Below are 25,276 nucleotides of genomic sequence, written 5' to 3'. Positions count from 1 at the left end.
GCCGGGAACGACCAACGGTGACTGTGCGGCGCATAGGCCGACGGGCATTGTCGGTGCGGACGACACGAACACCATGGAGAGCACCGTGAGTCTTGAGCGCGCTGCCACGAGGCCGACGGTGACTGCTGCCGCGGGTCGGGATCCCGGACCGCCGGCGCTGGGAGGCGCTCACCGCCCCTGCCCGCCATGGGAGCCCTCGGTCTCTGGGCTCCCAGCGACGACCCGGTCCAACCGGTTGCGACCAGCCCTGCCCCGTCTGCGGCGGCCACGATGACGTCGGCACCGCGCAGCGCGGGCTGGCGCCTCAGCGGGCCAGGCCGCGTCCAGCCGCGCGGCCGCTTCACCCGGCCCCGGCCCGCAAGTGGCCGCCCCGCTCGCACGGCCGGGGAGGGCTGAGATGCCGGAGCCGCTGAATCACCTCGCTGCGTGGGTGGCGTTGGGCGGTGGACTGCTGTCCGTCATCGTGGTCATCACCGGCTTCGCCCGCATGAGAATCAGCAGGCGCTTCGGGGACCACCTCGACCGCCCAGCTCACGTACCCCGCATCACCGAACTCACCCCCGGACAAGAATCCATCCTCCCGGCTATCCGCGACGATTGGATCCAACACGGCCTGTCCACCCGGCCGGCCGACCGTCCAGCCGCCGAAGCCGCCGTGCGGCTGGCGTACGAGACGGCCGGGCTGGAGCCCCCAAAGATCTTCGTGTGGCTCGACAGCCCGCTGGCCGGGTGCATCGGATCGTGGATGCTGGCCCAGATCGAGGTCCAGGTCGAGGAGCAGCTCAAGGCGCAGGACCAGGACTGGGCGCAAGTATGGGCGCATGCCCGGGCGCTGGCCTGGGCTCGCCTCGATCTGGTCCGGGACCAGATCCGCGACCAGGTCGAGGCCCAGGTCGAGGAGCAGCTCAAGGCCCACGTCAGGTCCCGGGTCAGGTTCCAGGTCAGCCGGTCCTCGGACTGGTATGAGGCCGAGAAACAAGTACTGGACCAGGCCAGTTCCCAAATCGAGAAACAGGTCCTGGACCACGCCTGGGCCCGGATCCGGGACCAGGTCGAGGCCAAGGTCGAGGACCATGTCCGGTCCCACGTCTGGCCCCAGGTCGTGGAACAGGTCAAGTTCCACGTCGGCTCCCACGTCAGATTGCAGGTCGAGGACCAGATCAGGTCCCACGTCGAGGAGGACGTCTGGTCCTACTTCTGGCCCCTGGTCACCAGCGTCCGGCCCCAGGTCGACAGGGCAATCACCGGACAGCATGACGCCGCCACGTTCGCCTACCACGACGCCTTCGCAAGCATTGGCGCAACCGGAATCGAACCCGTCACCGGCCTTATGGACGTGGCCCGCAACGCAGGCTGGTGGTGGGCCATGCCGCACACCGCCGTCCTCACCGAACGCCCCAACATCCTCCACCGCGACCGCGACGGCCGCCTCCACCACGAAACCGGACCCGCACTCACCTACCCCGACGGCTTCTCCATCCACGCCTGGCACGGAACCCGCGTTCCCGCCGACCTGATCGAATCCGGCTGGAACACCCAGCGGATCCTCACCGAACCCAACGCCGAAATCCGCCGCTGCGCCATCGAACGCCTCGGCTGGGACCAGCTCATCGCAGAAGCCGGCCTCACCCAGATCGGCGAATCCGTCCCCGACCCCGGCAACCCGGGACACACCCTCGCCCTGTACGACGCCCCTGAAGCCCTCTACGACGAACCGGTGCGGGTACTGCTGTGCACCAATGGCAGCGTCGAACGCGATGGGACGCGCCGCAAGTTCGGCCTGACCGTGCCCGCCGGCATCGACGACCCGATCCACGCGGCCGCCTGGACGTTCGGCTGGCCCGTGGCTGCGTACCGTGACCTGGAGGTCCGACGGTAGCGCCGAGCGTCAACTCGCGACTCCACCAGGCAGTTGCCACCACTCGACACGAGAAAGCGAACACCAACATGATCCTGCGAGACGCCATCGCCCGCTTCGACGTCGAGATCCTCGACCACCTTGACCACGACGCCACACTCCCCATCGTCACCCGCGCCGCCTGCCAGGGCGATGTATCCATCCTCCGCGTCACCATGGCGGGCGCCACCACCATCGTTTCGGAAGCCGGAGTCGCAGTCGTGCAAGGCGAGAACGGTGGCAACACGCACTCCCTGCACGGCGACGGTCCGATCATGTGGGACGAGGCCGCACCATCCAACACCAGCCTGACGCTGGGCATCCTCACCGTCCCGGAGGGTTCAACTGCGATACTGCTGCATCCGGAGCACGGCGGCCTGGCGATTGTTCCGGGGACATACCGGGTGGGTCGGCAGCGTGAAATGGCTGACGTCGCGCGCATAGTGCAGGACTGATTGAGTCGACGTGACCCAGTTGCCGCACGGTATCAGCGAACCGACGGCGCCTTCGCTCACAGCGGCCTGCGCAAGGGCGCCAGCGGTGAATACGTCGACTGTCACAGCGGCATCCAGCGGTTGCACCAGAATGCCGTCAACATCGCTGTCGCCATGGGCTCGTGCCGAACCACCGGGGGAAGGGCGGCTGTTCCGCATCGGTCCCCTCCCGGGTGCGCGCGGCGAAGGCGGTTGTCCTCTGCGCGTCGCACCCGGCGCCGTGGACGAACGCGGCCGTGTTGTCCGTAAAGAACACGGGATGGCCGGAACCTTCTCCCAGCGCATGATCGCCTGAGCAAGCTCGGTGGGGCTCGGCCTGTCGGCTCGCTGCCGACAGGCCGACCGATTTACTGCTGCCAGGCTGCTAGGAGGTTCTGCACGGGGTCGCCGCCTTCGCGCGAGAGGTAGAGGGCGCGGGAGCTGACCCAGAGAACGGTCGGGCCGAGATGGTCCGGGTAGCGGTCGAGCATCGCCCGGAAGAACGCGTCCGCGGTGTCGTGCGCGGCCAGCGCGGCCTCGGCGTCGTCGAGGTACCGGCGGGTCTCGGCGAAGAGGCGCGCGGCGTCGTCGTCGAGGTTCTTGTTCTGGTGGCTCGCCACGATATGGCGCGGTGCCAGCGCGGCTACGGTGTCGATGGCCTTGCGCCAGGGGCCGAAGTCGCCGTCGGCGGACTCGGCGAGGTAGACGTGGACGCCGTTGTAGATGGCGTCGCCGGCCACCACGAGGTCCAGGTCCGGCACATGCACCACAGCGCTGTCGTCGCTGTCCGCGTGCCCCACCTCCACGAGGCTGACGTCGTGACCTTCGAGGGTGAGGCGGTTGCCGGGTGCCGCGACGGCCGTGACGGGGGACGGGGGGATCTGGCCCGGCCACAGAACGTCCCAGAGGACCTCCCGGGCGTACACGTTGTTGTGCATCTGCGCGATGGCGCCTGCGGTGGCGACCACTTGGGCCCCGAAGCGCTCGGCCAGCACCCCGGCGGTGAACCAGTGGTCACCGTGCCCATGGGTGACGACGATGTGCGTCAGCCGCTTCCCGCTCGCCTCGACCCAGTCTCCGACCGCTTGCGCCTGGTCGAGGGTGAGCGGCGGGTCGACGAGTACGGCGTCCTGCGTGCCGTGGATCAGGGTGACCGCGATGGGCTGGAAGTTGCGGGGTTCTCCGTTCGGGAGCGGTCCGGGCCCGGCCATGGGCAGCGGGTCCGCGACGAACACGTCATAACCGAAGCCGGAGTTGGTGCTGAGGTTGCTGTGGGTGGACATGGTGTCTCCTGCCAATCACTGCATGTGGTCTGGTGGTTGGTGTCGTCGTCGGGCTGTTCACACGCGGTCGAGGAACTCCTTGACGTCACCTGCGAACTCCTCGTGGTGCTGGAAGAGGAAGCCGTGTGCCGCGTCCGGGTAGATCTTGATCTCCGCGTCGGGGATGAGCCCGGCGAGCAAGTGGGAGTAACGGGGGAGGATCATCGGGTCGCTGTCGCCGCCTGCTACGAACACCGGTGCCTGGATCGCGGTCACCCGCTCCAGGAGCGCGACGTCGGGGATGCCCCAGGCGGTGACCGCGTCGTACTGCGCCTGGCGCGTCTGCCACGTGGTGGGCGCGTCGAACTCGACCCGGGTGAACATGCGTTGCATGGCCTTCTCGCCGGCGGACCGGCTCTCGGCGGAGCGGGTGTAGAAGACGTCGAGCACGTGTGACGGGACGACCTCCGGTTCGCCCACCGCGTCGATGACCCACTTCGCCCACCCGTGCATGCCGGGCGCGCCCTGGGGCGCTGCCGAGGCGAGCACGAGGCGACGTACCAGCGCGGGCCGGATCAGCGCGATCTCCTGGGCCACGAAGGAGCCCAGGGAGAAGCCGAGGATGTCGGCCTGCGCCAGGTCCAGCGCGTCGATGAAGGCGATGGCGTCCAGTGCCATCTGCGCGACCGTGCTGGGCGTGGTGCCGCTGGATCCGCCGACGCCGGTGTTGTCGAAGGCGATGACGCGCCGGCCCTCGGCCAGGGCGTCGACCAGTGCGGGATCCCAGTTGTCGAGGTTGCCCCGGAAATGCATGAGCAGAACCAGCGGCACCCCGCCCTCGCCGAGCTCGCGGTACGCGTACTCGATGCCGTTGCCGGCGGACACCGTCTTGGCGGGTGCCTCTGCGTAGAGCTGAGTCATCGGACTCTCCGTTCAGGGCCGGCTCCACAAGGGCCGGGATGGATGCTCGGGCGCAGAGAAGCCGCTGGTCCGCTGAGCGCCATCGCTGTTCGGCGATCGATGTATAGCGATCGCTTTACTTCGATGACGCTGACGCTACTCCCCTCCTCGACAGATGTAAAGCGGTCGCTATACTTGCGGGAATGGAGACTGAGACAACGACCACGGGGACCGGTCGCGGCGGACGCGGCGCGCGGGAGCGCATCCTGCGGGCGGCGGGGGAGCTCTTCTATGCACGCGGTATCCACGCCACCGGCGTGGCAGCGCTCATCGAGGCCGCGCACGTATCGCCGCGGACCTTCTACGTGCATTTCCCGACCAAGAACGCGCTGGTGGAGGAGTATCTGCGCCGGTTCGAAGGGGAGACTCCGCTCCTCGCCGAAACGGAGCTGGAGCGCACCGATCTGACGCCGGTTCAGCGACTGCTGGCTGTCTTCGCCCCGATCGACGGGGGCCCGGCGGCGGTCATCCGTGGCTGTCCGTTCCACAACGCCGTCGTCGAGGGCGCCGGGGGACTGCCCGAGATCGCCCACCTCGCGCAGCGGCACAAGCAGGTCTTCCGCGACCGCCTCGTGGCCACCGCCGCGGAGGCCGGAGCAGCCGACCCGGAGGCCCTGGGTCGGCAACTGGCCGTGCTGTTCGAGGGTGCCAACGCGCTCGCGGCCTCCTGCAACGACGCGGAAGCCTTCACAGACGCTCGGCGTGCGGCCGAGACACTGCTGGACGCGGCGTTGAGGACCGCGCCCGGGGTCCGCGCCACCGTCGACGGCCACGACCTTCCCGGGCACTGCCAGAATGCAGAACAGTGTGCGGATCTTGATCGGAAAAGTGAAAGTACCTTCTGAGCTCCAATGCCGGTGAGTTAGCACGTCGGTGCAGGTCAGCTCGGGTGCTTGGTGACTCTGAGTGTGTAGTGGACGTTACTGGGAGTGCGGGGCTGGTCCCGCTTCCTGACCTCGAAGGTGTTCTTGGACGGCTTCTTGATGCGCTGGCACTGCCGGTTGCGCCGGGTCGGGAGGAGGGCGTTCAGCAGCTCGGCCACGACCTCGCGGCGGGCGGTGCCCAGCGCGGTCGCGTCCGCCGCGACCTGAGCGGCGACAGTCAGCCGGACGAGCTGCATCGTGACGGTGAAGGAGATCCGGTCGGGATCGATCCTGGCCTGCTCTGCCGCGCGCATCTCCAGTGCGCACAACGCCTGGTAGACGGTGAGGAGGGCATAGATCTCCTGGCAGACCAGCTCGGGGGCCTTGGAGCGCAGGATGAACCCGGCACCGCGCAGGCGGTTCTTCAGCTCCGCGAACCCGTTTTCGATCTCCCACCGCTCGTGGTAGGTCAGCGCCAGCTGGCGGGCCGGGGCCAGTTGGGGGTCCAGCAGGCTGGTGACCAGCCGGAATGTCTCGGTGCGGGGCAGCCCGACCCGGGGCCGGACGGTCACGGTGTACTGGATGATGCGGACGGTGTGGCCCTTCGGCGGCTCGGCCAGGGTGCGGCCGGCCGCCCTGGCCTGTCCGTGCCGGACGGTCTCCTTCGGGGTCGGCATGACCGACAGATACGACCCGTCGGGCAGTACCCGCAGCGGGACAAAGACCAGGTTCTTCTTGATCCGCCAGGCCAGATGGGCGCCCGTGGCCCGGGCCAGGCCCCACAACTCGTAGCCGGAGAAGTTGCGGTCGGCCAGCAGCAGCATGTCCGGCCGCAGGCAGGCCAGCAGTTGGCGGGCGAGCTTGTGCTCGCTGAACTTGGCCACGGCGTCGAAGGCCGCGTCGATCAGGGCGTGGGTGCCGCACTCGGTCAGCGCCATCAGGCGGACCTGCGGGTGTCCGCTCTGGTTGACACTGCCTTTGCCGGTGAACCCGAACTCCCGTGCGTTGGCGGGGGTGTCGGGGACGTCCAGCGCGGTGCCGTCCCAGGCGACCAGCCGCAGCCCGAACGCGAACGCGCCCGAGGTTGTCGGCGTGGCCAGCGGGCCGCATCGTCGCTCGAACAGTGCCTGCAGCGGCTTGTCGCCCAGTCGCTGCCGGGCCCGGGTCAGGGCAGAGCTGGTGGGCAGGCGCTGCACGCACATGCCCGGCAGGTGCCGCAGCTTCTCGGTCAGCGTGCGCAGAACCGACCGGTATCCCGGCGGACCGGCACTGTCGGAGCTGCTGAACAGGCATAAACCCAGGACGAAGTAGATCACCGCCCGGGCCGGCAACAGCCGACGGCGACGCTCGCCGCAGCCTGTCAGCGCCACAACCTCGTCCACCAGCCCAGGACTGATCTCCTCGGTCAACACGCCGAGACGCACATGCTCGCCAAAGCGCCCCTCCGGCGGCGCCACCAGCCCGCTTAACGGGACTTGGCCACCCTCGGCGATGGCAGACAACGGACCGGCGGTGGCACACTGAGCAACCAACGGAGTTCCCTCGCGGACAATCGGATCTTGGTCGATCTTCTGTCCTACCGGGAGCTCCGTTGCCGCGTCCCGGCCTCCGCCGACACATCACTAGAAGTAACGAACTACGCAACGTCACGAGGGGATATTTCTACCTGAACCCCTCGCCGATGAACACCTGACCTGCACCTACGTGCTAACTCACCGGCATTGTTCTGAGCTGTGAAGATGAGGCTTGTCCAAGGTCTCTGTCATCACGGCAGGAAGGCACCTTCTACGTGCGCACTACCGGGTCACGCCCCAGGCTCGTTGTCTCAGCCGACGGCAACCCCGCTCAGGTACTGCACCAGCTTCCACGCCGCACTGTGCTGCGAGTTACGGAAGACCACCAGGTTGGAGCCGCCCAGGAAGAGGTGGAGCTCCGGACATCGGTGTGGCCGGGGGTCGGGGCCTGGGCGGCGTGGTGAAGTCCTGCGGCTCTGCGGATACGCAGGTCCGGCACCTCCATGAGCGTTTGTTGTCCGCTGTATGAGCAAACGATGATGGCGGGCGGAAGACAGCGTTCGTGCTGTTCTGCTGGGTGCATGAACAGCAGCCACAGGTCCCGTTTCCCGTATCGAGTCACGTCCCGTCGTCCCTCCCGCCAAGTCCTGACCACGGTGGCAGCAGCCGCCGTGCTCGGTATCGCCCTGACCGGATGCGCAGGCCCGGACAGAGGAAAAAGCAAGACGGCTAACGAGGTGAACAGGACCGGTACGAAGGTGCTGTGGGTGGGCGACTCCATCGCCGGCGCCGAAGGCCTACTCCTACGCCAAGACCTCGTGGGACGGCCCCGTCCTGAACGTCGACGACTCGTCGGTCTTCAGCAGCGCCTGCCTGCGTATCTGGATCGCCACATCTTTCAGCTGCTGCCCCGATCCGGTCGTCCGTGCGGGCAACTACTACGCGATCGAGGCGAAGTCGGAGAAATTCGACTACTGGGGCAATTGCAACGGGTCATACCAGACGCCGATGATCAGCTACCCGGCCGGATGGCCGAAGGCGTATGCCGACGGTCAGCTCAAGCTCGACTGGGGCAACGACGGCGCGGACTACCAGACCCACAACCACGAGGCCTCCCCGGCGGTGTAGCGGTCGCCTCCTCACTGCCTCGTCCGGCGACGAGTCAGCACCCGCCCATGCCCCATCGAGGGCAGGCAGCGCCATGTCCGTATCACCACAGGAGTCTTCGTCTTTCTCGCATGGAACAAGTCCGTCCGGCGCGCAGCCATCGCTGCGGCCGCGCTCGCCATGCATCCCCTCGCCATCGCGCCTCAGACCTCCACCGAGGCCCAGGCCGGCACGTGCGCCGGCATCCGGGAGGTGACCGGCAGCGGCGTCAACGTCAGAAGCGGCGGGGGCACGACCTATCGCGCGATCGGCTCCCCGTACCGCAGTGACCAGGACCGACGGATCGCGAGCAGCGGTTCCTGGGTCAAGCTCCGGCTGATCAAGAAGTCACGGAGCGGCCTCCCGGCCGCGACGACGGGCTGGGTGCGGAGATACGCCGCAGAGTGCGTCCCCACCCAGCTTGACTGATCGCTCCTGCAGCTCCCGCCCGACCGGGCAACCTCCCCTGCTGGTCGGCCGGAAGACAGGCCGAGACCACGGGCACCGTCCTCCCCCCAGGACGCGCAGCCCGGCTGAGCCCGTTGTCCTCCGCGGGCAAGCCCTCGGCCCTCTGCGGGGTGCCGCCGTCCCCCCGGCGGCACCCCGCCTCTCTCCCTCCGCCTTATCCCTGGAGCGCCAGTGACCACCTCAGTACGCATGTCGCTGTCCCCCGACCTCTCTCCACCCGCCCCCGCCCCGCCCGCCCGACGATGGCCGCGGGTCATCTGGGCCTTGCTCGTCGGAACGTTCATAGCCCGCGCGGCTGGATTTGCCTGCGCCCTCAACGCGGCCGCCGCCATGTTCACTTGGCTGCCGATGCTCATGGCGGTCGACGGCCTGGACGCCTCCGCCTATGGCTGGACCCAAGTGGCCACCGCGGCAGTCGTCGTCCTCGTGACCCCCGTCCTGATGCCGTTCCTCGGCCGCCGCGCTGACGGACCGACACCCATGGTCGGACACTTCGCGATCAGCTCGCTGATCCTCGGCGTGGGCATGGGCGCCGCCGGTCTCGCCGACACGACGCTCCAGTACAGCCTCGCCGCCGGGGCGGCCGTCACCGGCGAGGTGATCCTCTTCGTCGCAGCCGGCGACCTCATCGGGAAGATCAGCCCGCCGGAGGCCCGCGGGTTCTACGCCGGTGCGTGGGGTACGCAGCTCGCACTGCCGGTCATCACCGCCCCCATCCTCGCTTCCTGGGCCATCGAGACCGGCGGGGACCTGCTGGCCGCTGCCGTGATCTTCACGGCCGGACTGCTCGGGGCCGCGCTCTGCCTCCCACTGCGGGCGCTCCTTGACCCCGCCGCCGCTGTGCCCGACGCGAGCCCCCGGAGCTGACCGCCATGACCCCACCGCGCCCCGGCGCCCTCATCGCACGAGACGACGAGCTCACGGCCGCGCCCCCCATCCCTCCGGTGTCCGTACGGGTCATGGACGGCGAGGCAGCACACGCCTTCCTGGATACCGGCTGGCCGTTGCTGTTCGAGCTGGACCGGCGGGCCACGCCCTATCAGTCGCCGCGATGGCTCGCCGCACACGCCGACTGCCTCCCTCCCACAGCCGAACTGCTGCTCCTGGTCGCCCAGGACGCCACCGGCCCCCGCGCCGCCCTCGCCGTCGTACGGGACCACACGGCCGGGGGATGGATGCAGGTGACGCCACTGTCCGCGCCGACCGCCGAGTACGTGCGGATTGTCGGCCCGGACGCCGAACAACCCGCCGTGGCCGCAACCCTGGCCGAGGCGCTGACCCGGCTGGACAGTGACGTCATGCTCCCCGACGTCCCCGCAACCAGCGCGCTGGGCCGCCACGTCTCGCAGTGGCAGCGCGCTGTGACCCGCTGCGCCCGCATCGAGCTGCCCGTCCCGTACGCGGCGATGTCCCGCTCCACCCGCCGCGACCACCGGCGCCGCCAACGCGACTGGGACGCCCTCGCCACCGGTGGCCACACCGTCACCTACCACCGCACCCAGACCGCAGCCGAACTCCTCGATGCCTACGCGATGCTGGCCCATCTGCATCAGCGCCGCTGGCGCGACCGGCCCGAGCCCGCGCTCACCTCAGCCGGCGAGCGTCTGCGCGCCGTGCTGGAGCGCTGCGCCGACATCGCGTTCATCGCCACCCTCGCCCTCGATGACGACACGGTCGCGGCTCAGCTGTGTCTGCACCGCGGCCGCCACGTCTACTCGATGCTCCCCGCGATGGACCCGGCACATCAGGACCTGTCGCCCGGCCACGCACTGCTGCGACGCCTCACCGACGAACTCACCACCGCGGGCTACGTGTCGCTGGACCTCGGGCGCACCACCTGCGCGCCAGGCCAGGCCGCCTACAAGGCGGCCTACGCCCCGGTCTGGAGCGAGACGCTCACTGCCCGCCGCACCCTCCCGCCAGATCTGACGCGATAACGGCAGGGACAGATGGCAGTCGGATGGCGCCGGCGACCGGACCGCCTCGCCCCAACGACGAGAGACGTTGTTCGACCACATCAACTCTCTGGGCCGGTACGCCTTCACCCGGCCGCCGACGCCGGGTTTGCGGCTCCGGGCCTGACCGCCACGTGGGCGAGGCTCAGCCGGTGAGCAGGGTGCGCAGGCGCGGGCCCTGCTGATCAGGCCCGGACGGATGTCCTCGCACCGGTAGCCGGCCCGGGGCAAGGCTCTTGCGGAGGAGCGCGTTGGGAATGACATTGCCCGCCGCGTTGCATCGCACGGTCCATGCCGTCGAGACCCCCGACTCATAGACCCGTACGTCCACGTCGGGGGGATGCTTGCCGCCGGGTATGTCGGCGTTGGCTGCCGTGCAGATGACCTGGCTGAGCGCGAGGTTCCCGCCGGTCATGTCTGCCACAGACACGGGGAGGTACAGGTCCACGGCGCCGTCGGCGGCCTGCGCGGTCGGGCGACCTTGGACCGGGGCCCACTCGGTGATCAGGCCACGGGCCTGTTCGGCCGTGTCAGGGCCCTTGAGGAGGAGGTCGAGGGCCTGTTGCGGGGTCGCTGGGGCGTCCACTTCGCGGAGTACGGCCTGAATGCCGTACGGGCCGACGAAGTAGAGGCGAGCGCGGGACACAGAGCCCGCCTGCAGACCAGAGGCCGGGGCGCCTGCCGGGACCGGGCCGGTGGAACCGACACTGCAGCCCGCCGCCAACGCCGCAAAGAGGACGACGACGCAGCCGAGTTGACGCTTCATGACGCGTCCTCCTGCGAGTGCCTGTACGGGAGGGTCATCGTGAACACCGCGCCGCCCTCGGGGGAGTTGGCGGCGGTGAGGTTACCGCGGTGCAGGTGTACGTTCTCTCGTGCAATGGCGAGCCCGAGACCGCTGCCTTCGGAGCGGGTCCGCGCGGCGTCCGCCTTGTGAAAGCGGTCGAAGACGTGCGGCAGGGCGTCGTCCGGTATGCCGGGTCCGCGGTCGGCGACCTCGATCACTACGGTTTCCGGTGTGGCGGTCGCCCGGACGGTGACGGGCGCGGCGCCGTGCCGCAGCGCGTTGCCGATCAGGTTGGCGAGGACGACGTCGATGCGGCGCGCGTCGACCCTGATGCGCGGATCGTCTTCGGGAAGCGCGGTGATCACCTCGTCCGGTTCCCGCCAGCCGCGCAGCTGAAGCGTCTTGTGAATGACGGTGCGCAGGCTCACGTCGTCCAGGTCGAGGACCGCCGCGCCGGCGTCGAAGCGGGAGATCTCCATCAGGTCCTCCACCATGACGGCCAGCTTGCGGGGTCTCGTCGCTGATGAGGAGGACGAATTCGGCAGTGTCCGGGGGCAGCGAGCCGGAGCGGGCGTCCTCGTCGAGGGCGTCGGTGACGGCTGCCATCGCGGCGAGCGGGGTGCGCAGCTCGTGCGAGACGTCGGCGGCGAACCGGCGGGCGTTGGCTTCCATACGCCGTAGTTCGGCGTCGTCTCGCTCCAACGTGGCAGCCATGGTGTTGAACGTGCCGGTCAGCGTGGCGAGCTCGTCGTTGCCGACGACGTCCAGGCGTGTGTCCAGGGCCCCGGACGTGATCTTCTCGGCGGCCGTACGCAGCTGTCGTACCGGACGCAGCACCCGGCGGGCCGCGAACAGGGCGGGGACGACGGCGAGGGCAAACGCGGGGACGGCTCCCGCCCACGCCGCGGTGGTCAGCGCGGAGATGTCGGCCCGTTCGTCGTGCAGCGAAAGAACGGCGTAAACGACGAGCCCCGAGGCTTTCCCCGCTCCATCGCCCCGGTCGGTGTAGCTCACCGGCATGCCGATGAGCAGCCGGGGACCACCGGGGTACTCCACGCGCTCGTAGAAGGTGGTGTCGCCGTTCTTTGTCGCGGCGCGCAGGGCGCTGCTGATCTTGCCCGCGGTGCCGATGAGTGGGCCGCCGTTGCGGGAGACGGCCGTGTGCCAGTCGCGGGATCCGGACGAACGGTCCAGTTGGAGTGTGAAGGCGCGCAGGGCCCTGGGGGTGGGGTCGGGCGGCAGGTTGGGGGCCAGTGAGCCGACCTGGAGGCGCAGGTCGTGGACGGCTCTGTTCTGGCTGCGGTCCAGGATCGCGCTGCGGGCCTGGCGGAAGGTGAGCGCGGCGGTGATGAGCGCGCTGAGCGCGGCGACCAGGAGGAAGGCGACGACCAGGCGCGGGCGCAGGCCCCGGGGGAGCACGGGTTTCATGCGGGCAGCGGGCCGAAACGGTAGCCGAAGCCGCGCACGGTCTGCACGTACACAGGGTGGCGCGGGTCCTCCTCGATCTTGGCGCGCAGCCGCATCACGCAGGCGTCGACCAGGCGCACGTCCCCGTAGTAGCTGTGCTCCCAGATGTCTTCAAGCAACTGCTGGCGGCTGAAGGTCCGCTCCGGTGCGGCGCTGAGAATGAGCAGCAGCTTCAGCTCCGACGGGGCGAGCGGGAGTTCCTCGCCGCGCTTGCGGACGATGAGCGCACTTCGGTCGATCCGCAGATCGCCCGCGGTGGCGGGACCGGTATCCGCGCCGGTGTCTGCCTGGGCGGGAGCGACGCGGCGTAGCACCGCGCGCATACGGGCCTCGATGAGCGCGGTGCTCGCGGGTTTGACGACATAGTCGTCGGCGCCCGCCTCCAGGCCGGTCACGACGTCGGTGTCGTCGCCGCGCGCGGACAGGATCACGATCGGTAAGCGGCCGGTCTCGCGGATACGGCTGCAGACCTCCAGGCCGCTCATGCCGGGCAGCATCAGATCGAGGAGTACGAGGTCGGGCTTGATGGCGGCCAGCGCCTTCAGACCGTCCTCACCGGTGTCGACTGCCTCGGTCTCGTGGCCGTTGCGGGACAGGCCCAGGACGACACCGCGGCGTACGGCCGGATCGTCCTCGATCAACAGGACGCGGGTCATGGACAGGGTCCCTTCCGGCAGAGTGCGTAATACGGCACTAAGTGCGCAGTGTCCTGGTGGCCGCGGTGACGGCTTCGGCCCGGTGAGGCCGCAGTTCGAGGTCGGCGATGGCCATGGAGTGGGCCGCTCCGATGCTGAGCTGTGGGTGCATTGGCATTGTTGCACCGCAATTTGGGGTTACTCGGCTGCTTCGGTCGTCAGGGCCAGGGTGGAGCCGGTGGGGACCTTGCGGACGTGGAGCCGGTGGGTGATGCGGCGGCGGAGTTCGGGAACGTGGCTGATCACTCCGACGGTGCGGTCGTGGGCGCGTAGGGAGTCCAGGACGTCGAGGACCTGGTGGAGGGTGTCTTCGTCGAGAGTTCCGAAGCTTTCGTCGATGAAGAGGGTGTCGAGGGGCTTGGCCCGCCGATTCGGCGGTGACGATGTCGGCCAGTCCCAGGGCCAGGGACAGGGAGGTGAAGAAGGATTCGCCGCCGGGACCGAACTCGCCCTCGTCCGCGACACCATCTGCTGATCACCCACCAGCCGAACCGCCAGGCCAGCACCCCCGACCGCAATTTCACCCAAGGTCGTTACGTGTTCAGCAACCTTCTAATCGTTGCTGCCGTCGGACTGCTCGTCACTACCGGACTCGCCCGATACCGAAGGCTGCTCGACACTGCCGTCGGACTGCTCGTCACTACCGGACTCGTCCCATACCGACGACTGCTCGTCACTACCGGACTCGCCCGATACCGAAGGCTGCTCGACACTGCCGTCGGACTGCTCGTCACTACCGGACTCGCCCGATACCGAAGGCTGCTCGACACTGCCGTCGGACTGCTCGTCACTACCGGACTCGCCCGATACCGAAGGCTGCTCGACACTGCCGTCGGACTGCTCGTCACTACCAGGGCCGTACATGGCCTTCAGCTGTTCAAAATCGTGCTCGTTGGGCTGTGGTTGCCAAGGCTCCTCGGGGACAGGGTCCGAGCCGGCGGCCTTGTCGTTCATACAGGTTCCAGCCGCATACTGATGGCCGAGTCCCAGGGAGTGGCCGATCTCGTGGCATACGTCATGCTGTTTTACTTCCTCGGGCTCGTTGTCCAGATAGAAGTTGTTGAGCTTGAGCTCGACCGACTCGATAGGGGTGCCGTTGGGCGCGTCCTCGAAGGCCGCCCCTCCCCGATTGCCATCATCCCCGAGGTCGTCGTCACAGACGTGGACTGCGCCCTTTATGCGTTCGCACTTTTGGCGGGTCTCGAGGTCGTTCTCACCCGGCACGATTTTTGCCTTGATGTCGGGGTTCTCGTTCCACTTCTCGACGGCCCCTTGAAGGTGGGGCTTCCACTTGGGCGAGGTACTGTCGATGACGGGCACCTCTATGGGGCCGGGGCCGGTCTTTTGCCAGTAGCGGTCCCAGGGGTTGATATGGTCCGCCATGGCCGGGCTGGCACCCAGCGCGGCCAGCCCGAAGGCAGTGAGGACTACGGCGCCCGTTCGCCTGTTCCCTATGGGATGGCGTCGCTCCTGTGGGGGACGTGAAGACGGCTCGACGGGGGGCCGCGCGAGGCTGCCGAGCGTGCCCGCCGCCATGGCGGCCAGGAGTCCGGGGCGGCCTTTCACGGGAGCCTTTCGGTGCCTGCCCTTAGCGAGACTCTTGCTGTGTTTGCCCATCGCGGAAGCCTTTCTGCGTGTGGCGAGTTGACGTCATCGTGTTCGACTGGCAGCAGCAGCCCGTTGCACCGACCGCGCCGCACAGCGCGGTTAGGCCGCTGCCGCAGGACAAGGGATCGGCCGTGCCTGCACCGAGCCGGCGCGCACGGTTAACCGGGGTCTCCAGGCACGGTTCACTTCGCGAGGCATATCTCGGCCCTCCGGACAGGCAGCGACGATGACCGGAAATCCATGCCGCCGCACAGGCGCCTGGTGAGGGTCTGCGGGCACAACGAAACCTAGAGAGTGAAACCGGGAACCGGCTATCCGTGGCCCCGGAACACGGATACGTACTGAATGGCAGGCGGTACGGCGGGGGGTGCCCCGCGCCGTGGGGTCGGCCACGAGGCCCGGCCACTCCTCGTGGCTTGCTCTCCCGATCCGGCGACGCCTCGGGCGTCGGCCTCGCCACACGCCGAGACGGTCCCGCTTCCCGCACCGACACCAGGCGATCGGCCATCGCCTGTCGCACATCGTCCGGTGTGGCTCCCGGTCATGTCGTCAGCCGTTCTGGGGCACGTCCACTGACCGACACCCCCGAGGCCGGGGGCCAGCCACCCGCCCTGGGCAGCTGAGCCATGTGAAGAAAGAACACTTCGCCTACAAGACTCTTCTCCCTGCCGGGCAGGGCCAGGATGGCGGGATCCGGGCGACACCGGCCAGGGACAGGAACGAGAGAGACCCCTGCACCCCACAGAGCGGAGGGACTGGCCACGGTGCCTGCGCTCCCGCCCCTCGTGGGCCGCCGCCTTCGGCGGGGGCCAGCGGCGACGCCGCTGCCAATCGCGGATGCTCAGCCGAACGGGTCCCGGGTAGCGGATGCCTGGGCCAAGGCACGGGAGCAGCGCAGGATTTCGGTCCGGGTGCTGGGACGCGAGCGGGTGGCGCGGGCAGCCGCGTCACTGGCGGCCTCCGGCATGCGGAGGAGGCTTGCTGCAGGCAGCCGCTGACATGGCGCGCCAGCCCAACTGGATGGACCTGGACCGCCACTTGGAGCGCTGGACCCCGCCTGCCGCTGTATCGCGGCGTGTCGAGCCGGAACCGTACTGCGATGAATGCGACTACGGATGGTCACCAGCGTGGATGGACGCGCCCGCAAATGCCCCTGCCGAAAACGACCGGCTGCCCGGCCGCACCCAGTTCCTCACGTCCACGGCCAGGACCAGCCGCCCGTCGGCGGCCTGGGGCTGGGGCAGCGCGGCGAGCGTCCGACGCAGCCGGCCAACGTCCATGCAGCCCTGGTTCAAGGCCGCGTACAGCGCGCCGTGCCCGCGGCGGTGCTCGGCCAGCAGGGTCAGGTCCACCGGCGTCCTCACCGGCCCGTCCGCGCACAGCAGCGCGTCCGTCAGCTCGAACAGTTCGTCACCGTGTGCGCGCAGGCACCGGTAGAAGTCGTCCCGGAAGTGTGACGCCACAGCGAACGCATCCCGCCTGGCATCGCGATGCAGCAGACTCATTCCCCCACGGCTTTCGTGCTGGTCAGGTGCCTCTTTGGTCGGAGCACGGGATCAGGCGAAGGCCGTGTTCACGTCCCCGGAATCCACGTACGGGGGATCACGTTCGGGGCATCGTTCGAGGTCAGACCATAAGAACAAGCTGAGACGCCCACGATCGCTACGCGCTGCCGCCGGATCGGCGGCCTGCGGGTCGCCATGGGCTGGGAAGCCGTCCTTGTGCGGGTCAGTGGGCAGGGTTGACGAAGTCCAGGGCCTCACGGGCCACTCCGTCCCAGCTGAGCTCCGAGCCGGGGTCCAGGCTGAGCCACTCGCGCATGAGCCGCCCGTGCCCCGGGTCGAAGCGCTCACCCTCACCGGCATCCTCCAGCTCGTCGACCCGGGCCCGCGGGAGCTTCACCACCAGACGGCCCTGCGCGAGCATCGCGAAAATCTTCCCGCCGACCTTGAGCGCAGCAGCGCCGAACTTTCCCTCCCGTCCCGGCTCGTCGCCAGGGATGGTCACCCCGTCCAGCTCCGCGAACTGCGCGACCAGCTGCTCGTACCGCTTCTCGGGGGAGACTGCCCGCCGTTGCTGCATCGGCTCCTCGACTCATTCCGGCCGGTGCGGGTCTCCTGCAGACCTCCGCCATCTCGGCGTCCGGCAGCCTACTGTTGTGACCAGGTCAGACCATAAAGAACAAGCTAAGGCAGTATCAGGCAGTCGCTCACTGTGCCGCTGGCTTTCGCGTGGCTCACCTCAACTGGCTGATGTCTACGGTGCCCGCGCCCGGCACGGGTGCAGGAACTGCCACCCACAACGCGACCCCGATCAGAGCCAGTGCCGCCATCGCTACCAGGCCGCGCCGGCCGCGCGCCCAACCCGAGCGGAACCTCACTGGATCCTCGACCAGCCGCTTCGTCGCTTCAGCGGCCACCAGCGACACGCCGATCGCGACGGCGGCGCCGCCCCATTCCCCGAACCCGGAAAGCCGGGGCAGCAGGAGCAGATACACTGGCCAGTGCCACAGGTACAGGCTGTAAGAGACCTCACCCAGGCGGCGCGGCAGGCGGCTGCCCGCGACCCGGGACGCGCTGGTGCCCGGCACCTCGGCCATGAGGACGATCAGAGCTGCCGCAGCCAGGGAGTGCAGGAACAGCCCGCCCTGGAAGAGCAGCGGCGCTTTCTCGCCCTCGGTCATCGCCCACGACACCACGAGTGCGCACGCCAGGACCAGGCACACCAGGCCGGCTGTGCGGCGTGGCACCGGGCGCGCGAGATTGCGTACCGGCGCGGTGGCCACAAGCGCCCCGAACAGCAGTGCGGCCGCGCGGGTGTCGGTGCCCTCGTAGGCGCGAGTGGTGTCCACCGCAGCGCCGAGCGAGACGGCCAGAGCCAGGGAGAGCAGGGCGCCCGCACCGGCGAGCAGGGCCACGATCCGCTCGCCGTAGCGGCCCCGGGCTGCCACCGCCACCACCAGCGGCCAGGCCAGATAGAACTGCCACTCCACGCCGATGCTCCACAGATGGGCGAAGACCCGACTGTCGGAGGCATTCCAGTATCCGATCTGCTCGGTAATGTAGTGCCAGTTGACGGCCTGGGCCCCGACCCACGGCACGTCCTCGAGCGCGAACCGCAGCTGGGCCGAGGTCCCCCAGGCCCACGTCGCCGCCACGGTCACGACCACCACGCACACCAGGGCGGGCAGCAGACGACGGGCACGGCGACTCCAGAAGGCGGCCAGGGCGACCTGGCCGCGCCCCGCCGCCCCACCGAGCAGCAGTCCGCTGATCAGGAACCCGGAGAGCACGAAGAACAGATCAACGCCCAAGAAGCCCCCGCGCAGAAGTCCGGCGTGGAAGAGAGATGTGCCGCTCCCTCAGCTGTCGCACTTGAGTGTGGCGTACCGGTCATCACTGGTCCAAGATCCCTTGGCCCAGGTGTCCACGGCTGCGGGCGTGAAGCCCTCCTTCTTCCCGAGCTCTGTGGCGAACCAGGCTGCGAAAGCGGCCGCCCCCTGCTGGCAGTTGTGGATCCCGTCGGAAGCCCGCTGAGCCTTCTTTGCCGAGGCATCGATGCCCCACAGCTGCGAGGCGTCGAGGAACACCGCCGCGCCGCCACTGTTCTTGGCTACTTCCATGGCGACCTGGGGAGCGGTACGCATCTGCGACGCGTACTTCTTGTAGAAGTCATCGATCTTGATGGGCGGGGCCGGAACGAACACCGTCTTGGCCCCGGCGGCCTTGGCTGTCGTGACGAGCTTCTCGTAGGCGGCGCGCTGCTGGTCCTGGGTTCCCCAGTCGTACGTGGTGATCTGGTAGGCGACCACGGTGGGTTGGAACGACTCGACGTTCTTGGACAGTTGCTTCCACGTGTCGGCAGCGATCGTCTTGGTGATCTCCTCGCCGCCGGCGACGACCGTACCCCCGCCGTCGGACGAAGCGTCCTTGAACTCCACGCTGCTGGCTTTCAGGGCCGCACCCAGGGCAGGGCCTTCGGCGCCGGCGATGGAGTCGCCCGCCCACAGCACCTTCGTACCGGTCCTGTTCACCTCGTTCGCCGTCGTGCTCTTCCCTCTGTCCGGGCCTGCGCATCCGGCCAGGGCGACACCGAGCACGGCGGCCGCTGCCACCGTGGTCAGGACATGGCGGGAGGGACGACGGGACGTGACTCGATACGGGAAACGGGACCTGTGGCTGCTGTTCATGCACCCAGCACAACAGCACGAACGCTGTCTTCCGCCCGCCATCATCGTTTGCTCATACAGCGGACAACAAACGCTCATGGAGGTGCCGGACCTGCGTATCCGCAGAGCCGCAGGACTTCACCACGTCCGCCCAGGCCCCGCCCCCCGGGCCACACCACTGCCCGGCCGGGCAGTGGTTGGCCACCTGCCGGCGCACACGATGGTGCCGAACGCAGTGTGGGGCGGGGTGCGCCGGTATCCGTAGCACCCGGTGCCGCGTGCAACGCAGAACACGAAAGATCCTGGTCGGGCGACGAGTCGACGGCCGGCCAGGGCGCACGCGACCTGCCCCGGAGAGCTCGCCGCCTCGTAGTCCGCGCAGTTAAGTACGTACCCGTGATTTGCCGCTGCGCATAGTTAACTCCCGTACGCCGGGCCTAAGTTCGAAGCACCGCCGGACTCGCTGTCCCCGGGGGCCGCACGGTGCCTGCAGGATCCAGCGGGCAGTGTGCGCCACGGGAGGCAGGGCGCGGCGCGTGTGTTCACGGACCCTGTCGACGCAGGGCGGGACACACCCACCCGGTGCGGTCGCGGTCATCCCCCTGTCCGTCGGTAACGGCGGAGGCCCGACCGCACGGGGCAGCCGGCAGCCGGCTCAGGCGGACATCTCCTTCACACGACCCGGTGTTCGGCCTGCCCGAATCCGGTCCACGCGAGAGGCACGCAGTGAACCCACACCGAAAACCCAGGCGGGCACGCATACTCGTCGCCGCTGCACTGGGCAGCACGCTCCTCGGCATCGGCGCCGTGGCCACCGCCATGGCCGGGGAGGAATCCTCCGAGTCCCGGGCCGGCGCCGCCCTCGCTTCACCGAAGTCCGCGGCGTCGGCGGCTCAGCAGACCGGCGGCCTGATCGTCGGCTACAAGCCGAAGGCACCCCAAGCGCATTCGGACAAGGCGGTGCGCGAGGACACCCAGGCCATTGCCGCACAGGCCGGCGAGAAGCTGTCGTACGACCGCCGTCTGGGCACGGGAGCGGCGCTGGTGGACCTCGGCGGAGTACAGCCGGCCAAGGACGTCGCCGTTCTCATGGACCGATTCCGGGCCGACCCGGACGTGGCCTACGTCGTCCCGGACCGCCGGGTGCAGGCCGTCAAGTCACAGGACGTCGCCGACACCGACGTCCCCGATGGCGGCGACACCCGCACGGGCGACGGCGACTTCTTCCCCGAGCAGTGGAACCTGTCCGAGGCCAAGGCGGGCATGGACGTTCCCGACGCGTGGAAATCGTCCACCGGCCAAGGGGTGACGGTCGCCGTCCTGGACACCGGCATCACCGAGCACTCCGACCTGGCCGCCAACACCGTCGCCGGATTCGACTTCATCACCGACACCTTCTCGGCGAACGACGGCGACGGCCGCGACGGCGACCCCACCGACCCGGGTGACGCCACCAAGCCGGGTGACTGCGGAGGCCAGTCGACAACGCCGTCCAGTTGGCACGGCACCCATGTCGCGGGCATCGTGGCCGCCCCCGCCAACGGCAAGGGTGTCGCAGGCGTCGCCCCCGGCGTGAAGGTCCAGCCTGTTCGAGTACTGGGCCGCTGCTCCACCCCGAACTCCGACATCATCGACGCCATCACCTGGGCCTCTGGCGGACCCGTCAACGGCGTACCCGACAACAAGACGCCTGCCCAGGTCATCAACATGAGCCTGGGCCTCGTGGGCCCATGTGACGAGGCCATGCAGAGCGCCGTCGACGGAGCCGTCGAGCGCGGCACGACGATCGTCGTGGCAGCGGGGAATCGCGGCACGCTGCCTGCGCCTCAGGATGCGGGCAACTTCGACTGGGCCAGCTGCAACAACGTCATCACCGTCGCTGCCACCGACCGCGACGGAAACAAGGCCGAGTACTCCAACTTCGGCGATGTCGTCGACATCGCGGCCCCAGGCGGTGACATGAGGCAGGACCCCGCCAACGGCATCCTCTCCACGTTCAACTCCGGCACCACCGAGCCCGGTGCCGAAAACTTCAAGTTCGAGGTGGGCACCAGTCAGGCCGCCCCGCACATCGCAGGCCTCGCCGCCCTGATGAAGGCCACCAACCCCGCGCTGACGCCCGCGCAGATCGAGTCGGCCATCCTGGCCAACGCACGGCCCCTGCCCGGCACGTGCGAGGGCGGTTGCGGCGCTGGGCTCGCCGACGCCGCGAAGACCGTCGCGAGCGTCTCGAACGGCGCCGCACCCCCGGCCGACTCGTCCTCGTCGCCGCCCTCTGCGCCTTACTCGCCTCCCCCTTCGCCCTCGCCGTCGGCCGGCAACGGACAGGCGGCGGACGGCACGGACCTCAGCGCGTGCTTCGACAACACCTGCGAGGTCGAGGTGACAGGCGGAGACACGATCAAGCTCGACGGCACGGCAGGCGTCGACGAGTTCACGGTCGACAGCGTCGCCGACAACACGCTGACCTTCACGGCATCGTCCGGCAACGGCACGCAGCAGTCCAGCGGCAGCCAGACCAGCCCGGGCCGCTCCACGATCGACGACCTCGTCGTGGACCTCATCAGCATCGATGGCGACCGGGCGACCATCCAGCTTTCCTGATTCGGCTCGGTGCGTGCTGCTGGAACAGTCGGGAGGCGCAGCCGACCTGCTGGGCCGGTCGGCTGGCAGAACAAGAACAACACGGCTTCAACGCCTACCGTCTGACGTGCGCCTTCGGCAGGATCCGGGGTTCCTGTTTCCGCATTGCCGGGGCCCCGCACGGGCCTGCAGCTGAGGTTGAAAGGCTGGGGTGACAGCGCCGGCCGGCGCAGTGGACTCTCGTCCGGGTCGCGGAGCTGATCCACCGTTCATGCGGCTGCAGGTACACCCCGCGCGGGGTGTACCTGCAGCACCGGCTCGGATGGTCCCCGCAGGTGCCCGCCACCGGGCGGTCGAGCGTGACAAGCGGGCGGTCGGTGACAGACGGAGCCCGGCCGGCCGTTGCGTCCGTCAACGATGGCCATGCCGATTAACGGCGTTTGACCAGACGGGTCGGGGCAGTGTCCTGGCAAGCAGAGCACAGGGGAGAGATTGCGATGCGTGAGCGCGAGTGGGAGACGGCGGTACGCGAGCCACTGGCATCAGCCGCGCCGGATGTGACGGCGCTGGTGCTCGTCGACGGAGCGGCGGGGACGGGCAAGACCTGGTTCGTGAAGTGGCTCCTCGCGCTTCCCGAGCTCGGCGCAGTGCCTCGCCTGAAGGTGACGTTCACGGCTTCGGGCGCCGTTGTCCTCCAGGAGTCCACACGCCCAGACAGGACCCCATCAGCAGTGTCGAAGACCGGGCCCGTACGTCGTCCCGCAGGTACCCGGCCCGGAGCCCTGGTGCCGCCGGGGCCGACTCCGCTCAAGACCTCATCTCTCGGGGAACTGGTGACTTCGCTCGACACCGGTGCTCCGGTCGTGCTGGTGGCCGAGGACGTGCACCGCGCGAACGAGCAGGACGCACACGCGCTGCGTACCCTGCTGGCTCAGCCTCCGGCGGGACTACGCGCGGTGCTGACCTATCGCCCTGAGGAACTGGCGAGTCCCGGGCTGGTGCTGGGAGCTCCGGTGGGTTACCCCGCCGAGATGAGCCTCGTCCGACTGCGGCTGGGTCCGCTTGACGAGGAGGAGGTCCGCGCGATGGCGGTGGAGGCGCTGGGCGAGGACCGCTGCCCGCCCCAGTTCGTCGCGCGGCTTCACACGCGCTCCGGGGGAATCGCGCAGGTGGTGGCCGATCTGGTGGCAGAGCTGAAGTTTGTCGGTCCGCTTCCGGGTGGGAGAGCCGACTCGATCGGCCGGGACCGGCTGACGGCCAAAGACGTGGACGAGGCCGCGGTTCCGCTACGGCTCGCCGAGCTGGTGGTCGGCCGCGTGGCGGCGCAGGACGAGGTGACGAGGCGCTTGGCGTGGGCGGCAGCCGTGCTCGATGAGGCCGCGACGGAGGACGAGTTGACCTCGGTTGCGGCTCTGCCGGCGGAGAGCGGCCGTGCGGCGCTGACGGCCGCTCTGTCCGAAGCGGTGCTCCACGAGATCGGGGTCGGTCAATACGGATTTGGCACTCCCATGGAGGCCGCGGTCGTGTATCAGTTGCTGCCCGGCCCGGTACGGCGGGAGCTGCACGGTCGAGCGGCCGAGGCACTGGCGGCCCGGCGCTCGGTGCCGTGGGCGGGGCTGGCCCGCCAGCAGTTCGCATCCGGTCTGATCCCGGACTGGCTGGACAGCGTGGAGAACGCCGCGCGTGAAGCCGTCGAGGCCGGGGACCACCAGCTGGCGATCTCGCTGCTCGAGGACACGCTGGCACATCCTGAAGTCCGGGAGTCGAACAGGGTTTGGCTGGCCTTGATGCTCGCACGCATCGCCTACAACGGGCTGCGCTCCGATCAGACGGTCGAGGTCCTGCGCCGGCTGGTCGATGACCCTGCGCTGCCCGGCGCCGCGCGTGGTGAGATCCGGCTCGACCTCGGGCTGCTGATCGGTAATCAGGTCGGTCGGGGCAGCGAAGGGGGTCTCGAACTCATAAGAGCGATCGAAGAGCTGAGTACCCGTCCGGCGCTGGCGGCGCGCGCCATGGCGGCCCTTGCGTTGCCGTATTGGCCCCGTGGCGCGCTGGCGGACAATCTCATCTGGCTGGAGCGCGCCGAAGCGACAGCAGGCGGGAGCGGGGATACCACGGTCCAGGCAGCAGTCGCGGCGAACCGGGTGACCGTGCTGCTCAGCGTGGGTGATCCGGACGGGTGGCGGCTCTTGGAACAACTTCCCCGGGAGAGCGATGATGTGCGCATTCTCGGACACTCGGCCCGTGGTGTGACCAACGCCGCCGATGCGGCGATCTGGCTGGGCGAGTACGCGACAGCGCGCGAACTCCTGGCCGAGGGCCCGAAGCTGGCCGCCCGCAGCGGGCACCTGTACGTGGAACAGGGGGCACGGGGTAAGTCGCTGATTCTGGACATGATGACCGGCCACTGGGCAGGCCTGACCGCCCAGGCCCGCGCGCTCGTCACGGAGCTCGGCGAGATGCCGCTCATAGCGGGCCACGCCGGGCTGGTGCTCGGCCTGCTTGCCGTGGCGAGGGGTGAATGGAACCAGGTGGGCACCTGGCTGTCCGCTCCCGACCTGGCCGGGGACGACAGCCCCGTACCGCTGGCAGCCGCGGCGGCGGGCGGCCGCATCAGGCTCGCCCTGGCCCGCAACGAACAGCAGACCGCGGCCCGGGAGGCGGCCGAGGCATGGGCACGGCTGCAAGCCAAGGCCGTGTGGGTATGGGCGACCGAGCTGGCCCCCTGGGCTGTGGATGCAACCGTCCGCGCCGGAGAGGTGGACAGGGCGCGGGAGATGGTGGACGAATTCGCGGCAGGCACCGTGGGCAGACAGGCACCCGCCGCCGCGGCAGCACTGATGTCGTGCCGGGCACTGTTGGCCGAGGCGGACGGCGCGTTCCCAGAGGCAGCCGAGTACTTCCGGCGCGCCCGGGCTTGCTATCAAGCGCTTCCCCGGCCCTACGAGGCGGCTCTTGCAGCGGAAGCCGTCGGACGATGTGCCCTGGCAGGCAGCCTGGAGACCACTGCGGGCATCTCCAAACTGGCGACTTCTACTGAGGAGTTGGAAGTCCTCGGTGCGACATGGGACGTGGCCCGAGTACGGGCTGTACTGCGAGCCCACCCCGGCGCCGAGCGGCGCCCACCGGGCCGCCCCCGATACGGTGAGCGGCTGTCGCCGCGTGAGCAGGAAGTCGCAGAGCTCGCGGGTGCCGGCCTGAGTAACCGCGAGATCGCGGCCACCCTGCACCTGTCCCCGCGCACGGTGGAGCAGCATGTCGCGCGTTCCCTCAGGAAGTTACGCGCGGCCTCCCGACGAGACCTGGCCGCGACGGACCGCGGCGGCAAGCCGGCACCGGGGCATCCGTAGCCCCCGGCGCCGCAAGCAACCCCGAACATGAAAGGCCCTGGCCCGGCGGCAGACCGAGGCCTTGCCGGGGCGCGGCCGTA

At 69.2% G+C, this 25,276-nt stretch carries 18 protein-coding genes and 3 pseudogenes; 9 read left to right on the top strand and 12 right to left on the bottom strand.

Translation table 11 applies throughout. The features are described 5' to 3' along the window. The first annotated feature begins 397 nt into the window (after positions 1–397). Both OHA61_RS22260 and OHA61_RS22255 read left to right on the top strand, forming a co-directional pair. Positions 398–1,879 carry a DUF6745 domain-containing protein gene (locus OHA61_RS22260; RefSeq protein ID WP_406304506.1) on the top strand — a complete coding sequence of 494 codons (1,482 nt, stop codon included), beginning with the start codon at positions 398–400 and terminating at the stop codon, positions 1,877–1,879. A 68-nt stretch (positions 1,880–1,947) separates the two neighbouring features. After that, positions 1,948–2,352 (top strand): hypothetical protein, encoded by a 405-nt coding sequence (locus OHA61_RS22255; RefSeq protein ID WP_406304505.1) that lies wholly within the window; start codon positions 1,948–1,950, stop codon positions 2,350–2,352. Between the two features lie 386 nt (positions 2,353–2,738). Here the strand turns inward: OHA61_RS22255 and OHA61_RS22250 are convergent, their stop codons facing one another. Both OHA61_RS22250 and OHA61_RS22245 read right to left on the bottom strand, forming a co-directional pair. Beyond that, the gene (locus OHA61_RS22250) at positions 2,739–3,653 is read right to left on the bottom strand and encodes an MBL fold metallo-hydrolase (RefSeq protein WP_406304504.1); all 915 of its coding nucleotides are present in this window, start codon (positions 3,651–3,653) and stop codon (positions 2,739–2,741) included. A gap of 57 nt (positions 3,654–3,710) precedes the next feature. Next, positions 3,711–4,553: an alpha/beta fold hydrolase gene (locus OHA61_RS22245; protein ID WP_406304503.1), complete on the bottom strand. Its 843-nt coding sequence runs from the start codon at positions 4,551–4,553 to the stop codon at positions 3,711–3,713. Between the two features lie 182 nt (positions 4,554–4,735). On the opposite strand from OHA61_RS22245, the gene OHA61_RS22240 reads away from it, so the two are divergent. After that, positions 4,736–5,437: a TetR/AcrR family transcriptional regulator gene (locus OHA61_RS22240; RefSeq protein WP_406304502.1), complete on the top strand. Its 702-nt coding sequence runs from the start codon at positions 4,736–4,738 to the stop codon at positions 5,435–5,437. Positions 5,438–5,472: 35 nt separating this feature from the next. Here the strand turns inward: OHA61_RS22240 and OHA61_RS22235 are convergent, their stop codons facing one another. Further along, positions 5,473–6,957, bottom strand: coding sequence for an IS4 family transposase (locus tag OHA61_RS22235; protein WP_406301285.1), 1,485 nt, complete (start codon positions 6,955–6,957; stop codon positions 5,473–5,475). A gap of 1,299 nt (positions 6,958–8,256) precedes the next feature. On the opposite strand from OHA61_RS22235, the gene OHA61_RS22230 reads away from it, so the two are divergent. The 3 genes from OHA61_RS22230 to OHA61_RS22220 all read left to right on the top strand — a co-directional run bounded on the left by OHA61_RS22230 (position 8,257) and on the right by OHA61_RS22220 (position 10,520). Continuing rightward, positions 8,257–8,544 carry a cell wall hydrolase gene (locus tag OHA61_RS22230; protein ID WP_406304501.1) on the top strand — a complete coding sequence of 96 codons (288 nt, stop codon included), beginning with the start codon at positions 8,257–8,259 and terminating at the stop codon, positions 8,542–8,544. A gap of 210 nt (positions 8,545–8,754) precedes the next feature. After that, complete coding sequence (locus OHA61_RS22225) at positions 8,755–9,450, top strand: hypothetical protein (RefSeq protein ID WP_406304500.1); 696 nt, start codon at positions 8,755–8,757, stop codon at positions 9,448–9,450. Between the two features lie 5 nt (positions 9,451–9,455). Then, on the top strand, positions 9,456–10,520 hold the full coding sequence (locus OHA61_RS22220) for a GNAT family N-acetyltransferase (RefSeq protein ID WP_406304499.1): 1,065 nt from the start codon (positions 9,456–9,458) through the stop codon (positions 10,518–10,520). A 163-nt stretch (positions 10,521–10,683) separates the two neighbouring features. Here the strand turns inward: OHA61_RS22220 and OHA61_RS22215 are convergent, their stop codons facing one another. The 9 genes and pseudogenes from OHA61_RS22215 to OHA61_RS22175 all read right to left on the bottom strand — a co-directional run bounded on the left by OHA61_RS22215 (position 10,684) and on the right by OHA61_RS22175 (position 19,284). After that, a complete protein-coding gene (locus OHA61_RS22215) occupies positions 10,684–11,304 on the bottom strand; it encodes a hypothetical protein (protein ID WP_406304498.1) in 621 nt (206 codons plus the stop codon). Beyond that, a pseudogene (locus OHA61_RS22210) lies at positions 11,301–12,753 on the bottom strand (sensor histidine kinase). Before OHA61_RS22210 ends, OHA61_RS22215 begins: the two are co-directional and overlap by 4 nt. Continuing rightward, the gene (locus OHA61_RS22205; protein WP_406304497.1) at positions 12,750–13,448 is read right to left on the bottom strand and encodes a response regulator transcription factor; all 699 of its coding nucleotides are present in this window, start codon (positions 13,446–13,448) and stop codon (positions 12,750–12,752) included. The pseudogene OHA61_RS22210 and the gene OHA61_RS22205 overlap by 4 nt, the downstream one beginning before the upstream one ends. 177 nt (positions 13,449–13,625) lie before the next feature. Continuing rightward, positions 13,626–13,923, bottom strand: a pseudogene (locus tag OHA61_RS22200) (SbcC/MukB-like Walker B domain-containing protein); the annotation flags it as partial. Positions 13,924–14,039: 116 nt separating this feature from the next. Then, the gene (locus OHA61_RS22195; RefSeq protein WP_406304496.1) at positions 14,040–14,870 is read right to left on the bottom strand and encodes a hypothetical protein; all 831 of its coding nucleotides are present in this window, start codon (positions 14,868–14,870) and stop codon (positions 14,040–14,042) included. Positions 14,871–16,270: 1,400 nt separating this feature from the next. Continuing rightward, positions 16,271–16,600, bottom strand: a pseudogene (locus tag OHA61_RS22190) (transposase); the annotation flags it as partial. A gap of 223 nt (positions 16,601–16,823) precedes the next feature. Further along, positions 16,824–17,177, bottom strand: a complete 354-nt coding sequence (locus OHA61_RS22185) for a hypothetical protein (protein ID WP_406304495.1) — start codon at positions 17,175–17,177, stop codon at positions 16,824–16,826. A gap of 154 nt (positions 17,178–17,331) precedes the next feature. Then, positions 17,332–18,408 carry an acyltransferase family protein gene (locus tag OHA61_RS22180; RefSeq protein ID WP_406304494.1) on the bottom strand — a complete coding sequence of 359 codons (1,077 nt, stop codon included), beginning with the start codon at positions 18,406–18,408 and terminating at the stop codon, positions 17,332–17,334. A 48-nt stretch (positions 18,409–18,456) separates the two neighbouring features. Continuing rightward, positions 18,457–19,284 carry an SGNH/GDSL hydrolase family protein gene (locus OHA61_RS22175; RefSeq protein WP_406304493.1) on the bottom strand — a complete coding sequence of 276 codons (828 nt, stop codon included), beginning with the start codon at positions 19,282–19,284 and terminating at the stop codon, positions 18,457–18,459. Between the two features lie 705 nt (positions 19,285–19,989). Here OHA61_RS22175 and OHA61_RS22170 point away from each other — a divergent pair. The 3 genes from OHA61_RS22170 to OHA61_RS22160 all read left to right on the top strand — a co-directional run bounded on the left by OHA61_RS22170 (position 19,990) and on the right by OHA61_RS22160 (position 25,196). Then, positions 19,990–21,867: a S8 family peptidase gene (locus OHA61_RS22170; protein ID WP_406304492.1), complete on the top strand. Its 1,878-nt coding sequence runs from the start codon at positions 19,990–19,992 to the stop codon at positions 21,865–21,867. A 236-nt stretch (positions 21,868–22,103) separates the two neighbouring features. Beyond that, positions 22,104–22,280 carry a hypothetical protein gene (locus tag OHA61_RS22165; RefSeq protein WP_406307420.1) on the top strand — a complete coding sequence of 59 codons (177 nt, stop codon included), beginning with the start codon at positions 22,104–22,106 and terminating at the stop codon, positions 22,278–22,280. Positions 22,281–22,343: 63 nt separating this feature from the next. After that, positions 22,344–25,196 (top strand): LuxR C-terminal-related transcriptional regulator, encoded by a 2,853-nt coding sequence (locus OHA61_RS22160; RefSeq protein ID WP_406304491.1) that lies wholly within the window; start codon positions 22,344–22,346, stop codon positions 25,194–25,196. The last annotated feature ends 80 nt before the right edge of the window (positions 25,197–25,276 follow it).

Source organism: Streptomyces sp. NBC_00885, assembly GCF_045207475.1.
In the GTDB taxonomy this organism is placed as follows: Bacteria; Actinomycetota; Actinomycetes; order Streptomycetales; family Streptomycetaceae; genus Streptomyces.
The sequence above is the reverse complement of the archived record's forward strand: the minus strand, read 5'-3'. Positions and strand labels throughout refer to the sequence as shown.